Genomic DNA, 15,933 nt, shown 5'->3' with positions numbered 1-15,933 from the left:
ATGTTAATGAACGGCTGTCAGCCATTCTCTGTACTTGGCGGGAAAAGCCTCTTCCCGTGAATAAATCTGAGTCAGCGTTGAAGACAGTAACTGCTCCAGTTCTGTATCCAGATGCGGTTCCCAGTAACTCAAATGAACCCGTTCTCTTTCTGGCCAAATAACTTCCAGATGTGGCAGCGCCAAACTATGAAGGCCATTGTTGTGCAGTAATTTGGCCAGTTGCAGGTGCAAGAGAAATCTGGTGCGCCCGGACTGGGCGTCATCCAGTTTGGAAGAAGCAGAAACCAGTAACTGGCCCAGCACTGCACCTTCCAGATTTTCACCGTCTAAATCACCCAGCAATTCAGACAACCCTTCACTGACAGCACTGCCTGCACCCGCAGGTGCAGCAGCCAGCCATTGCTTCGTCGCTTCATCAGCAAACGGGGTTAAATCATCAAAAGACAGACCTTCGACGCCTTCCAGGCGTGTGATAAATCGTCGTGTCTCTTCGCGCACAGCCTCCGCCGCCTGTTCAAAACCCATCAACTTCAGCATGTCCGAGATCAGACGATGTCCGGTCAGCCAGAACGGCGTATTGCGAAGACTTTTCTCAAGACGGCGGTAATGATCTGCAACCGCCTTGTTTGACAGCGCCGCTTCGTAATCACTGAGCGTGTCCTGATTTACAGGCAAACGAAGCGGTGTTTTTCCGTTGCTGTCGTGTGGCGGCAATTCATCGACCGCCATCCAGGTCAGAAATCGACCGATCTGATAGCCCAGTGGCATCGACGGGTCCTGATGCAACAGGTGTTCTGCCATTTGCTCCAGCGATTTTTTATCGGTGTCACCACTGAGCGATACACTCGGCATCGTGGACGGACTGGCTAACGGTGTTGCCGGTTTTGGTGGCGGCGAAACCGCTGTCGGTGCCGGAGCCGCTGGCTTGACAGGCTCAGCAGTTTTTTCTTCAGCAACAGGCGCAGACTGTACAGCCGGTTGCACAACGGGTTGCGTTTCAGGTTTTACCGGAGCACCCAGACTGCGGCTTTGTACAGCCAAGGCATCCCGAGCACTAAACAAGGAAACATCCGAACCTTCAAACACTTCACCCATGGCGAAGCCGATGTCCTGACACAGCGCCGAACTGGCATCCAGGTCCTCATAAACCGGGTTCTCCAGTTTTGGCGCAACCAGCTCAATTTGCTTGTCCAGCCATTCAATCGCACCATCCCGTGCTCGGGCACGTGACGGATACAGTGCAGAGCCAAACTGTTCCAGTGCGGATTTCAGCAAAACCAAACCAGCTTTCAGGCCCGCACTGCCATAATGTTCCGCCCAGGCACGGGCGATATAAGCCATGGCTTTCAAGTCTTTACTGTGTTGCAGCAGGACAATCTCGGCCTGCTTCTCCACTTCCAGCCAGTCAACTGTTTCACCAAACAATGAACCAAACTTCTTGACTTCAGCTTCCATCAGCTCATAACAAAGCTCATAGCGGGCATCTTCACCCACAGGCTGATCTGCACTGATTGGAGACAACAGTGCATCCAGCCGAGTATTCAAATCACTCATGCTTCCCACTCCCAATCCGGCAAAACAATGGACGTGACATTCTTGGCATTAATGCTCAGTGCGCCGGCTTTAAATCTGGACTCACTCCCCTGCGCAATTTCTTCTTTCAACTGCGCTTTCACTTGTTCCAGCCGCTCAGGTGCAAAGGTTTTCACGTCCTGATAAGCCTGTTGAATAATGCTTTTATCGACGACTAAATCTGAGTGCAGTGATTGCTGGAGAATGTACTCCCCTCGGCGCGCATAGAGTAAGGCTCCCATCTGGCGAATCTCTTCGCTCTCGGGAAAAACTTCCTGCGCGTTTTCGATCAGGCTGGATGCATCTTTAAACTTGGTTTCATCCATCAGCGAGGCAACACGTGCCAGTACCTTCACCACCGTCTGATAACGCACTTCGTGTGCATAGTAATAAGCGTGTGCCGTCGCTTTCTGCCAGGCAGATTCAAACGCTTTCCGGGCAAACACCACATCCCCGACTTCCAGTAAATTCAAGGCTTCTTCAGGGGTTACTGCATTTTCACTGTATAAACTTTCGTTTTGCAGGAGCGCATTCACCCTGGCCTGCGCACTGGAAAGCTGCTTTTCAATGTGAACACTGTCCCCAGCCTGCCCGCCCTGCATCAGGCGGCGAATGGTGATCAATTCATTTTTCACCGCATTCAGTTCTTCACGACGTGTCATGTCGGCCTGACGCTCGTCTTCAAACACAGGATTCAACTGCTGATATAGCTGTTTTTCACGTTCCGATTTTTTGCGATCGTATGCTTCAACCACAGAGATAGCCGTCTTGGATAGCTCGGGGGTCTCGGAGGTAAACTCATTCAGAAACTGATAAGTAAACCAGGATGTATCATCCGGCTGAAACACCTGACCGTCATACGTAAAACTGGCAGGCTTGACCGGCGCTGATGAATTCAGCTCAAATGCAAAAGAAAAAACATTGCGAATCACCAGAAAGGCAACCAGCACCAAAGTGGCACCAATCAGGGTGATTTCCAGTGACTTCCAGCCATCAATGGCACTGAATACATCGGCCTTTTTCTTGCTCAAAACCAGATCGGCATTTCGCATATTGTTGAAAATAGGCGCATTTGACAGTGGTGTGTCGGTATCAATCTGGCCCAGCACCTGCGCGAACTGAATCGGCGAGTAACCGTGATAACGAGGTTTCGTGATCACGGCTTTAATGGCTTTCCATGCATGCGGCGGGATCACCACAGGCCGCTTCTGCCCCTGAATCACCATGCCAATATCAGCACTGGCTGCCACCCCAAGGAACAAGCAGTACGTCATCACCGCCAGTGAATACACATCATCTTCCGGTTGTCCGATACCGGTCCGGATATAGTCAGGTGAGGCATAACTCAGGCTGGCCTCGACATATTCGTTGCTTTCACCAACATATTGCGCTGCGCCAAAATCGACCATGCGAACCGCATCGTCAGCACCAATCAGCACATTCGAAGGCTTGATATCCAAGTGGCACACGCCCTGGGTATGCGCATAGTCCAACGCACCCGCCAACTGATAAATCAACCAGGCGATGTGATCCGCACGGAACCCCCCGTTGCTGTGACGATTCACTTTCTGAGCCAGATTCTCGCCACTGACCCACTCCATGAAAAAATAAGGCGTGGTAAATTCATGCCCAACCTTTATAAATTTCACAACATTCGGGTGCTGACAGACTTCAAGCTTGGTTGCTTCACTCAGGAGCGCATTTTCCGCCGCCTCGTTCCCCCGCTCTAAAATAGACTTACAGCAAAGGACTTGATTGGGATCATCTTTATCAGCCAGCTTGTACACAACAGTCCCACGACCCGGTTTCGTCATTGTTTCGAGAATCACGAACCTTGCCCGCAGGCTTTCTTCAAGAGAAGGTTTGCTTGCAAGCTCCAATGCCTTTTGACGTTTCTTTTTTTTAATGAGCGCGCGATGAATCACACCATCAATCGCAGACACTTTTTGATTGCCAGACTCAGACAAAGGGATATACCAGCCATAAAATGAATCGATGACCAGAGTTTAGAGTTCTCTTATAAAGCATTTCAATAGCCTATTTCAATTCCGACTTTTCGATGGTCAAAAAAGTCATTTTGACTATAAAAAAGCTCATAATGAAACATGCCTTTATCCCTTACCTGCCATGGGATAAACCTGAACAAAACATTAAATTTGACCTTCCTCACAAATATTTTTCACTGAGCCGATCGGTTTTTAAATTCTCTGATATTTCAATACCATGAAAAATAAATTTAATATTTTCAGAGGTTCGTCGCATGAATTTTTAATGGCTCAAATACAAACAAAAGAATAAGTCGTTCTCTTCCGGAAGATTAATTTCCGCCCTTTCTCTCAACAAACAAAAATAAATAAAAGCAAACAAATATCCATCCTCAATCGGCCCTGTATAAAACACCCGCGTGAAAACAAAAAGCGGGCTCATTTGAGCCCACGACATCAACAATGCCAAACGCGGCAGGATTACCCAAAATGGTTCGTTTAAACAATCACCAGTTCAACACGGACATTCCCCCGTGTCGCATTTGAGTACGGGCAAACCTCATGCGCTTTATCTGCCAATTGTGTTGCGGCATCACGATCCAGGCCCGGCAATGCAATATGTAATTCGACATCAATCGCGAAACCCACACCTTTAGGATTTTCACCAATACCAACCTGCGCCGTCACGCTGGGCTCATTCGGAAGTTTGATCCCATCCCGTGCTGCGACAAATTTCATTGCCCCGATAAAACAGGCCGAATAGCCCGCCGCAAAAAGTTGCTCTGGGTTCGTTCCGCTGCCACCTGCACCACCCAGTTCTTTTGGGGTGCTCAGTTGCACTTTCAATTTGCCGTCCTCGGTCTGGGAAGCACCGTCACGCCCGCCAGTCGATGTTGCTTTTGTTGAATACAGAACCTTCATTCGATTTCTCCAGTCAGTCAATGTGCTTTCAGACAAGCGCAATGACCGCTGCCTGCAAAGCCTGTCGTTTGTTACATCCTCTCCTTCTCGCAACGATTCACGTCACCAGTAGCTCTAACTGTAGCTGAGTCTTCGTCTGATGGCGGTGAAGGCTCAGCACGAAGCAGGGACCGAAACTATAGTTATGGAAGAAAAATAACTGACACTGACGATGCTGATTATCTGAAGGAGGCACCATGCAAGCCCCCAACACCCTGATGAAAAGGCTCGGGTATCTTGGCCTGCTGCCTTTTGTGGCGACCCTGCTGCTGGCCATGACAGATATCAGGCTCTTTCACCTGTCCGGACAACAGATGTTCATCGCCTATAGTGCCGTCATACTGAGTTTTTTATCCGGGATCTTATGGGGCAACGCAATTGATCATATCGCCCATCAGCTCAGTCGGAATGCGCTGATCCTGAGCAATCTGTTTGTCCTGCTGGCCTGGGGCGCAATTTTGCAGGGCAATAAACATGAACTGACCGCTGCCGGACTGCTGGCGATGGGCTATCTGGCCATCTGGTTTGCAGAAAAACTGATCCGGCAGACGGAAAGAGAAAACAATCCTCAGGAATATCAACCGCTGCGCAGCAGGCTGACCGTTGCTGTTATCCTGCTACACGCCGTTCTCATGCTGACTTAACGAGATCCACAGCCTGATCCGCAACCTGAACAACGCCGAGAGACCGCCATTTCAGGAGGACTTTCGGCGCTCACGGTCACTTCACGCATCGGGTTTGATATTTTGATTCATTCTGAACAGATTATTCGGATCGTATTTTTTCTTGAGTTCCACCAGCCGTGTATAGGTTTCGCCATACGCAAATGCAACCCGATCGCTTTCGTCCTGAGTCAGGAAGTTAATATAAGCGCCACCACTGGCGTAAGGCTGAGATTTTGCAAAGAATTCCCGCGCCCAGCCAATACAGGCTTCATCTTCTTCCGGGGTCTCCCAACGGCCATGAACGTTCATGACATATTTTGCATCACGACTTGAATAAGCCATCGCATCCGGTGCGACCCGAGTGGTCTGTCCGCCAATGGTCCCAATGAAAATTTCACAATGAGGTGAAGGCAGCTTTCCGGCATATTCAATTAGCACATCGAGGGCATCTTCACTGAGACTTGTGAAATTATGTGACTTCCAGTAATTCCGGGCACCTGGGGTTAACAAGGGATCAAACGCCTGCTGCCAGGCCGTATAAGGTTGCACACCAACATGTTCCCCATGTGCTTTCCCGAAACTGCGCAGCGGCGCAATCAGTTTTTCCCCTTCAGCCGGGTCGCCGAAATAACACAGAGCCAAAGCGACAATTTCCTGACCATGAACCGCTTCCGGTAAGAATGGCAGTGGTGGGGCCTTACGGGTCACCATCCAGACGTTCAGTGCCTCCGGCATCGATTGTGTAAACTCTGCAAACTGAGTCAGTACTGACTTCGCCTGATCAAAGGGGAAGACAATCAACCCGCTCAACACATCAGGGCCAACCGGATGGAGCTGGAATTCAAAGCTCGTGATGACACCAAAATTACCGCCGCCACCCCGGATCCCCCAGAACAGATCAGCATTTTCAGTTTCGCTGGCTTTAAGCTGCGTCCCACTGGCTGTAACCACATGGACTGACAGCAGATTATCAACGGTCATGCCATAAAGGCGGCTTAACCACCCAAATCCACCGCCCAGTGTCAGACCTGCAACCCCAGTCGTTGAATTAATGCCCAACGGCGTCGCGAGACCATGCTTCTGAACCTCAGCATCTACGTCCCCCAGGATACATCCGGGCTCGACAAGCACCCTGTGGGTATTGGGATTCACATGTACTGCATTCATCAGCGACATATCAATCATTAAGCCGCCATCACATACGGCGTTCCCGGCAATATTGTGTCCGCCACCACGCACAGACAGCAGAAGATCATGCTCTCGCGAAAAATTCACGGCCTGCACTACGCATTCCGCAGACAGACAACGCGCAATGATGGCGGGTTTTCGGTCAATCATCGCGTTCCAGATCTGACGGACTTCATCATAGTCATCATCTGAGGGAAGCACGATTTTCCCTTGAAAGTGTTTTTTGAAGCTCTCGATGGATACGGCCTCTAGCTGGCTCATACCTTGCCTCCAATTCTGTTTCACCTCGCGCTGCATCCACCGCCGTCTATTCGGAAAATATTCAGTCTCAAAAAACCTGAGCTCCGCTGTCTTCATGCCATGTCGCCAAACTCACCGCTCAAGTTGATGACACAACACATGATTCTGGTGCCGCAGACACACTTTCAGGAGCCAAACCAGGCTCCTGCTTCTCAACCATTTAATGAGTAAAACGCAAACGCTCTGATGGTGCTGTCCCTTATTGAGACAGAAGGCAAGTTATTGAGAGAGGTCGGCGCTGACAGAGACAAACCCTGTACACTTGTGTCGAGACAAACTGCATGCAGCGCTTGCGAATCGACACCTCTTGTCCCTGTTGCGCCTTTTCAGATAATGATCCCAAACGTGTTCGAATGAATGGTCTAATGAACAAGCGATGGCGTGACAGTAATGGTGATGACATCCTCATATTGTCCGGCTGGTTTCGAATTCACATTGCCGACACGGAACATCATGGAATACCGGTCTCCGACGGCACTGGCCGGTTGCCTGAAGCGCGATCTGTGTCCACCGGCAGTCAGAGATATCGGACGATGATTCACAAAAAAGTCATAGTCGACATCCCATGTCGAATCACCGGAACGATGACGAAGATGGCCATGATTTTCAGACTGGAAATCTATCGCATAGTCTGCCGTACTTTGAACCAGCAGCTGAGGGGCCAGCTGCAGGGTTTTGCCCGTTTCCAGCTCGCCAAAATCAACCGTGTACTGATACCGCTCATTGGTTCCCCATAAGCTGATTTTCGCTGATTTATTCACACGGACTTGAAAGTCATACGCCGTCTCATCATAAACATTGGTTCGATTCAACGGGAATTCGACGGCCGAATAGTCAAACAAGTTTCGGTACGGACCATGAGAAACATATTGGCCCGCAGCAAACTTCAATTGATAGGAAAGCGTTCTTTTTTCTTTGGGCTTCAGATTTCTGACCACCATCGCCAGACCATTTTCATAAATCGAGGCCGAATTTCTGCCCGACAGGATCTGATATTCCAGCCGCTGCCCGCGCTGAGAACCGGCGAAAAAGTTTTGTTTGGGTTGAATCAGCACCACGGTATCGCAGGTTAAATCACTACTGTTATTTTTAATATCAATCAGATGATTCTGAATCAGCGCAAAACTGCCGGCTTCAAAGATATCATAAGTCACATTTTTGCCCGTATTCTCCAGGCGAATGTTCTGCAGAGAAAGATTACAATTTGACGCAGCCCATGCATGACCGCCTGAAAATACAGCGACAACAAGGACATAAAACATCAGATACGATTTCATCATCATTTTTCTACCCTTATGTCACCCAATCGAATAATGTTCTCAGCATCGTCTGGAATGGAAAGGTTAAACTCATGCGGGGGATTGCTGAAGACGCTGACCTGATACTGGCCCGGTTTCAGACCAGAAATCGCAAAACGACCTTTACTGTTCGTGAAAAAGTCAATCGTTGCAAACGAAGGGTCACTTTGGTGTACCGCCTTCCCTTCTGTTAAAGGCACAGGCTGTCCATCTGCGTGATACAAATATCCCAGTGCGGTGATATTGGCATCCGATCCAATGGTTAAACGATAGCTGTTACCATGCTCTGGATTAATTGTAAATCCGCCTTCCCCGAGGTCATACCCAATCGGTAAGTCTTCAACGTCATACTCTATCCGCTGGGCGCGATAAGACACGATATCCGGTAAAAGCATTGGCCCCAGAAAATCGGAACGCACCGCATAGCTGCCATCCACTTCCTTATTCACCATCACAGGGCTTTCATTTAACGAATCATGCACACTAATAATTGCGAACGAATCACTGATTGGCCGGCCAACAGCGGCACGGTTTCCACTGAATGCAAGTGCACCTTGAACACCGAGGCGGTTCAGCGTTAAGTACTCTCCGTCAATATCAACCAGACTGTCATGATCAAACGTCAGCAGATATCGGTTCCCGGTATAGTTCGCGGATAAGCTGCCGACAAAATCTTCATCTTCATTATTCTCCGCCAATGCAAACACACCAACACCACCCACAGTCCCGGTATTTTGATTATAGCTATATCTCAGTTGGGAACGCTGATCGACAGAGTCGTAACTTGCACTCATCTGATGATTGGGGTTCAACCACGCACCAATTGGAATGGTTGTTGAAACAAAAAAACGCCATTCATCGGTTTCCGGGTCTTCATCTTTTTCATAAGTCACGCGAACATTCCAGCTCGCAGGTGTATCAAACCAAACCCCAGCCATGGAAGGGCTCAGTGCATAGTCAAAGTTATTTCCGTAAAGATATCTTGCATTCGCTGACATCCCGACGGATAAACGCTCTGATAACAAATGGTTATAAAACACATCAAAACGATGCTCGACACCACTTGGATTCTCAACAAAATTATCAATGCCTGTGTCACTGATGGTTGTAAATTTAGGCGTGAAATATTCATACTGTGCATTCAATGAATGAACATCGGAGTCAAAAAAGGCGTCATATTTCAAGCGTAAAGCAAAGCCTGTATCAAGCGCCTGATGTTGACTGACGGCACCTTCCACCCCAAACAACCCCAGTTCAGTTCCAAAGCCTGTTGTCGCACCAAACTGAAAAATGTTTTTTCTTACCTGAAAATTCAATCCGGCTGTCCAGGATTCAGTAATCCCATAGTCTCCACCGACAGAGAATATATAGTCATCCGTATCATATTCTAATTGATTATTTGAAAGCTCACTGCCCACCCCCAGAGAGGCCGAGTATTCATATTCCCCGGCAGCGAGTAAGCTGATCCCAGTTGCGATATTAAAGTTGATCACTTCTTGCCGGCCGGAAGGATCAGTGATCACCAATTGAATATTGTTGACCCCTGTCGTCAAAGGTAAGTCACGAATATCGTAAGCACCGGGTGCCAGGCGAATACTTCGCATTAATACACCGTCAATATACACATCGACGGATGAGGCTCGCTCCAGTACAAATTTCTGATTGGCTATCGGGCGGACGTTTTTCGTCGGTATGACACCAAAATCTCGGCTGACATTCAGCCCAAGAATACTCTCACCACTTTGAAATCCAAAAGCCTGAAACGACAAATCTCCCAACGTAATCCGTGTCCCTTCATCAGGAAAATCATAAGTAAGCTGGGACAGTAAACGATAAAAATCAGTTTCTCCGCCACCAACATCCAGTGAGAAATCATTAAACAGATTATATTTCTGATAACGCAAACCGGTTTCCAGCACATTACTGGAGAACCAGTCCTCTCCATTCCCCCCACCGGTCAAATAACTGCCAGAAAGGTAGTAGTTCATAAAACCGCTGAGATCATCTGCTTTCACGGTATTCGCAATGATTCCATCGGTCTGGAACAGATAAAGTCCGCTATCTTTCAATAATTCTTTCGGAATCGTAATCGCCGTTTCTAATGTTGTTGCGCTGAGTTCGACACTCATCTGGTGGGCTGCCAAATCTGCGCTATTCAGATAGCCGTCCTGAACGAAAGTTTGAACCTTGATCAAGGCGTCTTCATTCAGCTTCTGTTTCAGGAAGGGCTCAATGGTGTCATATTGAATGAACAGCTCCTTTTTTGGCGTGACTTTCACCATCACCTCCCCAACGGGCTGACCATAAAAGTTCAGCAGACTTGTGAAGGTAATGACTCTCGGCGTGACCAGATCGGTGCTTGCATCAACAAAGGGTACCCTGACAAACAGGATCATGATCGCGATAAAACACACACTGAGTCTCAACCTCATGGCAACCTCGGTTCAAGTGTTACCTGATCAAATTGAAGATCTGAAAAAAGAATCTTCGGCAGGTGAATTTCAGTCGCTTGTTTTGCCGGAATAAAAACATCATATTCACTGTTGGCAATCTGTTCACCTGTCAATCGATACGGTTCTGATTTTTCCTGATTTCTAAATTCAAGATTGTAGTGACTTAATTTTGTATATTTTGTACCAAGATTATTCACAACAAATTGAATACGATGCTCTGACTGATGAATTTGAATCGGTAGACTCTGAATATTGGCGGTATGCTTTTTGCTGGACACATGCACAATCACATTATAATTAATCAGTATTGCAATATTGTTTCGTGTTTCTCCTGTTTTCTGATTTATCGCAGACAATTGCACACTGTAACTCCGCGATTGTTTCAAGGGTTCTCCGCCACTCCAAACCACCATCAGTGACTGACTGTGACCGGGTTCAATTTTAAATGCTGGTGGCGTCACAATCATTTCATCGCCAGTGACTGGAGCGGCAGTATAGCCGCTCTTGTCAAAATGCAGTGCCATCACTTGTGCGTCGACCAACTGGGTGTTGGCAGAGTTATTTTTGACCGTAACTTTGCTGCTACGCATTGCGGAATCAGACTGGATTTCATGGACCAGAGGACCAACTTCCAGTGCCTGACATACACTGGCTACGCTACTGAATAAAAGCGCGATGAAAATCCATTTCATTCCATTTCCCCTGCAACCTAGTTTGTGTTTTTCACTTCAAGTGACAATTGACGACTAATCGCTATGTCTTTGTTTAACTTAAATGTAGTCTTGGTTGCACTCAGAGGTGGAAAAAAAGTTGCATCCATGTGATTGGCAATTTCTTTCCCCGGGATGGTTACTGGTCCCTTGTCGGTCTGGATAATCCAATCCGCTTTCGTTGCCCAGCCGTGTTTATTGCCTGCATTTTCAATCAAGACTTCCCATTGACCATCACCAAGCGATTTGGCACTGGCAAGCTGTAAATCTGAGGTCGCCTTATTTGGCGCGACTGTGACCACAGCATCATAACTGACAGCCATAGACACCAAACTTCCGTCGGCCTGTTCGTTCTGACTATTTTCCGTCATGACCTGATTAAACTGAATGACATAAGCTTTTGAGCGCGATAAAGCTGGTTCGCCGAGATACCGTACCATCACTGCCTGGCTGGCACCGGGTTCGATCACAGCAGTATCTGGCAGAATCAGGATGTCCTCATCCGCCGGCACGGCCTGATAGCGGCCATCTTTCCACTCTAATTGCAGCGGAACGACTTCGACCTGCAATGGTGTTTCAAACTGATTAGAAACAGTAAATTTCTGCTGTGCTTTACTGCCAGATGCACCAATTTCGACCGTCACAGGCATAATTCCGAAAGCAAAGCATTTAAAAGAGAGCAACAACAATACAAGCCAACGCATACATCCTCCTTTTGAAAAAAGTGGGAGCATTGCTCCCACTCATTTTCAAGCCATAACGTTATTAATAGTATTTCACTGGTGTTACTTTGAAGTAAGCGATGTCAAATTTATGACCTGGTTTCACTTTCTTAAAGTTATATGGCTTGCTTTGAATCATGATATTCAAATAATCGCCCATAAAGTTATTTGCGAACATCTGATATCCTTTGTGGCCATCTGCGTTAGTGTCAAATTGATAACCACCCGCTTTGATGATGTAATCAACATCTTCATCACCATAGTGATCATGAAGGCCTTTCAAGCCATCGTTCTTTGTTCTCACCTGAACATCTGCTTTACGTGTATTACAGTAAATACGCAGTTTTTTAGGCTGTGATGTTGTTGGTCGCCATGCATTCAGTTTACCCAGGTTGACATAGTCACGCCCTTCAAATGAGCAGTAACATTTTTCTTCAACCTCAGCGATAATTTTCAAGTCACACACATCGCCATTACAGCTTCTTCCATCACGTGGGCCATGTGAACGCTCACCAGCACTGACAGACATAGACAGAGAAGAAAGAACAATAACAGCTGCTGCAGATAACATGAACTTATTCATAACATACTCCATAACTACTAATTTACATACATTAAGGATATTTTATTGTTTTTTACTGCTTTGAAATTATGAATACTCAATGGATACAACACATTCAATATTCATAAAAAACGCTTTGGATATAAATTTATTCTCAGTATTTCTTGGTAATGCCCTGATATTTCTAATTGATCCATCAAGCTAACTTTTATCTCTCCTCTGCTGTCGAAAGGAATTTTCTCAACATTCACAATCTTCGCGTTCATCACACTTTTCTCGCTATCACCATGAATGCTTATTCCGGCTTTTGGAATATCCAATGCATAATGATACCGAACCAGATAATTTCCATTTTTTAACCCACCGTTCTGCGATGTAACAGAAATATCAAATGGTGAGTTACAATAAAACTTAAATGCGACAGTTTTCGTTTCACGTCTGGATAAATCAATCAGGTCTGACATATGATAAATACTGCATTTCTGACTGATTTTACCCTTCAAGTTTAATTTCACCGCTTCACCGGATATCGCTGTTGAAGAGAAGAAGCAGAGCAACAAAACCAACTTATTTTTATGAATCTTGATGTTTGCCATCTTTCCAACACCATCTCCCGTTCGCTTATTTTTATTTTAGATCGTGGTTCTCAATATAAAGTATGAGAAAAGTATGATTTAAAGTAGAACCAAGGTTAAATCACGGAACTTCTTGATAAATCATCACTTCCTTATGAAAGGCAAAAGCACATCATTTCATGACACATATAAACAATTACAAATCATTAACTTACAAAAAAATACCATTCATACCAAGAAATTTCAGACACAAAAAAAGGGAGACAAGCTCCCTGATTCAAAATACCGATGATCAATATTCGAACAATAATTGTTCCCTCGCCCAATCCCGGGCTTGCCTTCTATTTTTCACATCAATCTTTTTAAAGGTATTGTATAAATGTGTTTTCACTGTACTTTCACTGACAAATAAGGATTCCGCAATTTTGGCATTACTTTCCCCTTGAATAATCAATTTCAAAATATCTTCTTCTCTTTTGGTTAAATTTAATGATTTCCTGTCTTGTTTTATCGGCTCAGCATTCCCCTGGTTACGATATGAAGCAATCATATCGGCCATAACCTTACGCGTGAACCAAAATTCACCGGTAGCAACTTTTTTTAAGCCTTCAAGCCAACAATGATAGCTTGCATCCTGAATCAATACACCGCAACACTGTGGCCATGCTAGAACATCCCGATAATCATAGTGAGCACTCACATTAGACAACACAATTTTATCTGGCCGTAGCCAGTGACTTTGAATCAAGTTATGAATCATGTCTATATCTGATGCTTTCGTGTCAACAATCAAGGTGACATGACCTTGATTGACAATGGGTTCTAGTTGCTGAACATCAGCAATGTGTAATAACTCAAAGCCACCATTTTTTCTCAATATATTACAGAGTGCATCGCAATGAATGCTTTTGTCTGAAAACAACACAAACTGAGGATTACGACTCATGACTGCTTTCCTATATCACTCAATCCATGTAATTATCTACCTGACAAATAAATCCAGACATCTCAATTGTGAGAAATTAAGACAACAGAAAGTAATCCATTGAATAAAAATAAGATTTCAATCAGCCAATGACATTTTTTGTTGAATAGACAGATCGCCTCTGAAACGGATAACACAAAAAAGTACACACAAAATATCAATACTTTAGCTTTCGCTGTTATACGCATCCCGTCTCTGACATTTTCATTCGCGATCGTTGAATCAACAGCCGATCCGGTCAAGGTAAGCGATCGACTCTCAGCAGCTTATGTCCAAATGTTGTTGCTGCCAGATAAGCGAGCGGTGATTCAGAGAAGAGCTGATCAAAGTCCACACGTCAGTGATCACTGATTTCAGACGGCATCTTCCCCGGCATCAACGGAAAAATCGATTTGCAATTGGCTACACTTAGGTGGGATTCGCACTATAAGCAGCAGTCCACTCAGGGGAGTCAGTTATGTTATCCGATCAGCAAGGTAACAACTTGTCAGGCGCGTCGGCAGAAGCGGTACAGCTCTATGACAGGGCTGTGACGACTTTCAACCTCTATCGTGGTGATCCTTTTCATTTATTAGACCGTGCCATTGAGCAAGCGCCATGTTTTGGGATGGCTTATATACTCAAAGCGTATCTGTGCGCGATGGCGACAGAACCCAGTTCGATTAGTGCCGCTCAGGGAATGCTTGAAAAAGCACAGGCACTACCCGTCAATGAAAGAGAAAAATCCCATATCAACGCATTGAATCATTTGCTTAAAGGCAACTGGAGCAAGGCAGCCGCCCTATTAGATCACCATAATATCACCTACCCACACGACCTGATTGGCTTGCAGATTGGCCATTTGATCGATTTCTATCGGGCAAATTCAAGAAACCTGCGTGACAGAATCGCTCGTGTATTGCGTCAGTGGTCTCCTGAGATACCGGGTTACGCCATCCTGCTTGGCATGCACGCCTTTGGTTTAGAAGAATGTGGTCATTATGCGCAAGCAGAAGAATCCGGACGTCAGGCGATTGAGATGGAACCCCTTGATTGCTGGGCGCACCATGCCGTGGCCCATGTCATGGAGATGCAGGGGCGTGTCCAGGACGGCATCGGTTGGATGACGACCAGAGAGTCCTACTGGTCTGGTGAGGATAACTTTTTCAAAGTCCATAATTGGTGGCACCTCGCACTTTATTATCTGGATCTGGGTCAATTCGACACAGCGCTTGCACTCTATGACGGGCCAGTTCGTGAAGATCGCAGCCGTGTTGCCCTAGACATGGTAGACGCCTCAGCACTACTGTGGCGACTGGAATTATTCGATTGTAATGTGGGTAACCGCTGGCAGGAGCTGGCGAATCAGTGGGATCAACATGCGGATGGGAAACTGTACCCATTCAATGACTGGCATGCCGTGATGGCCTATTTGGGGGCAGGACGAAATGAAGACATAGAACGGCTCCTGACCATCATCCAGTCACAGAGCCGCTCGTCGAAGGAGGTCGCAATATGGGCTCATCAAATTGGATTGCCTCTGATTAAAGGATTTAAGGCGTTTTGGAATGGAGACTATCAAGCCGCTGTAGAGCAGCTCTACAGTACGCGTTACATCTCGAATCGCTTCGGTGGCAGTCATGCTCAGCGCGATATCATCGATCTGACGTTGACAGAGGCAGCTTTACGAGGCGGTATGAGAAACTTTGCGCAAGCTCTCGCGAATGAACGTTTGGCATTAAAGCCTCACAGCGCCATGAATCTGAACTTTCTTTCCAGAGCTGCAATGGAGCAGAACTGAATGCCAGACTAACCGATTCGCCTCATGAAAATGACGGCTGATTCATCAGGCAGTCACTAACGATATGGTATAAGCATCACCCAATTGCGTTGATATCACGGCTCTGGCGAAGATTCAGATGAAAAAAAACCGCTGAAAGTTCAGCGGTTTCTTCGAATGTGGCGGAGAGATAGGGATT

General features: G+C 46.5%; 13 protein-coding genes. 2 read left to right on the top strand and 11 right to left on the bottom strand.

Going from position 1 to position 15,933, the window contains the following annotated elements:
- Positions 1-3 precede the first annotated feature (3 nt).
- From tssA to EA58_RS12415, 3 genes are all read right to left on the bottom strand, one after another.
- Positions 4-1,554, bottom strand: a complete 1,551-nt coding sequence (gene tssA / locus EA58_RS12425) for a type VI secretion system protein TssA (protein ID WP_036753218.1) — start codon at positions 1,552-1,554, stop codon at positions 4-6.
- The gene (locus tag EA58_RS12420; RefSeq protein WP_152548012.1) at positions 1,551-3,539 is read right to left on the bottom strand and encodes a serine/threonine protein kinase; all 1,989 of its coding nucleotides are present in this window, start codon (positions 3,537-3,539) and stop codon (positions 1,551-1,553) included. The genes tssA and EA58_RS12420 overlap by 4 nt, the downstream gene beginning before the upstream one ends.
- A 516-nt stretch (positions 3,540-4,055) precedes the next feature.
- Positions 4,056-4,478 carry an organic hydroperoxide resistance protein gene (locus EA58_RS12415; RefSeq protein WP_036753212.1) on the bottom strand — a complete coding sequence of 141 codons (423 nt, stop codon included), beginning with the start codon at positions 4,476-4,478 and terminating at the stop codon, positions 4,056-4,058.
- Between the two features lie 236 nt (positions 4,479-4,714).
- Here EA58_RS12415 and EA58_RS12410 point away from each other — a divergent pair, with 236 nt between their 5' ends.
- A complete protein-coding gene (locus tag EA58_RS12410; protein WP_036753210.1) occupies positions 4,715-5,161 on the top strand; it encodes a DUF3429 domain-containing protein in 447 nt (148 codons plus the stop codon).
- Between the two features lie 81 nt (positions 5,162-5,242).
- On the opposite strand, the gene EA58_RS12405 is transcribed toward EA58_RS12410, so the two are convergent.
- The 8 genes from EA58_RS12405 to EA58_RS20975 form a co-directional block, all read right to left on the bottom strand.
- Positions 5,243-6,631: an FAD-binding oxidoreductase gene (locus EA58_RS12405; protein WP_036753207.1), complete on the bottom strand. Its 1,389-nt coding sequence runs from the start codon at positions 6,629-6,631 to the stop codon at positions 5,243-5,245.
- Between the two features lie 401 nt (positions 6,632-7,032).
- Positions 7,033-7,953, bottom strand: coding sequence for a hypothetical protein (locus tag EA58_RS12400; protein ID WP_152548011.1), 921 nt, complete (start codon positions 7,951-7,953; stop codon positions 7,033-7,035).
- The gene (locus EA58_RS12395; RefSeq protein ID WP_081819643.1) at positions 7,950-10,400 is read right to left on the bottom strand and encodes a fimbria/pilus outer membrane usher protein; all 2,451 of its coding nucleotides are present in this window, start codon (positions 10,398-10,400) and stop codon (positions 7,950-7,952) included. Before EA58_RS12395 ends, EA58_RS12400 begins: the two co-directional genes overlap by 4 nt.
- The gene (locus EA58_RS12390) at positions 10,397-11,113 is read right to left on the bottom strand and encodes a fimbria/pilus periplasmic chaperone (RefSeq protein WP_036753198.1); all 717 of its coding nucleotides are present in this window, start codon (positions 11,111-11,113) and stop codon (positions 10,397-10,399) included. Before EA58_RS12390 ends, EA58_RS12395 begins: the two co-directional genes overlap by 4 nt.
- A gap of 17 nt (positions 11,114-11,130) precedes the next feature.
- Complete coding sequence (locus EA58_RS12385) at positions 11,131-11,835, bottom strand: fimbrial biogenesis chaperone (protein WP_036753195.1); 705 nt, start codon at positions 11,833-11,835, stop codon at positions 11,131-11,133.
- Positions 11,836-11,896: 61 nt separating this feature from the next.
- Positions 11,897-12,436 (bottom strand): hypothetical protein, encoded by a 540-nt coding sequence (locus EA58_RS12380; protein ID WP_036753192.1) that lies wholly within the window; start codon positions 12,434-12,436, stop codon positions 11,897-11,899.
- Between the two features lie 101 nt (positions 12,437-12,537).
- The gene (locus EA58_RS12375; RefSeq protein ID WP_036753189.1) at positions 12,538-13,011 is read right to left on the bottom strand and encodes a hypothetical protein; all 474 of its coding nucleotides are present in this window, start codon (positions 13,009-13,011) and stop codon (positions 12,538-12,540) included.
- Between the two features lie 271 nt (positions 13,012-13,282).
- The gene (locus tag EA58_RS20975; protein ID WP_051642057.1) at positions 13,283-13,936 is read right to left on the bottom strand and encodes a LuxR C-terminal-related transcriptional regulator; all 654 of its coding nucleotides are present in this window, start codon (positions 13,934-13,936) and stop codon (positions 13,283-13,285) included.
- Between the two features lie 496 nt (positions 13,937-14,432).
- On the opposite strand from EA58_RS20975, the gene EA58_RS12365 reads away from it, so the two are divergent.
- Positions 14,433-15,755 (top strand): tetratricopeptide repeat protein, encoded by a 1,323-nt coding sequence (locus tag EA58_RS12365; protein WP_036753184.1) that lies wholly within the window; start codon positions 14,433-14,435, stop codon positions 15,753-15,755.
- The last annotated feature ends 178 nt before the right edge of the window (positions 15,756-15,933 follow it).

This window comes from Photobacterium galatheae (assembly GCF_000695255.1).
Taxonomy (GTDB): domain Bacteria; phylum Pseudomonadota; class Gammaproteobacteria; order Enterobacterales; family Vibrionaceae; genus Photobacterium; species Photobacterium galatheae.
The sequence above is the reverse complement of the archived record's forward strand: the minus strand, read 5'-3'. Positions and strand labels throughout refer to the sequence as shown.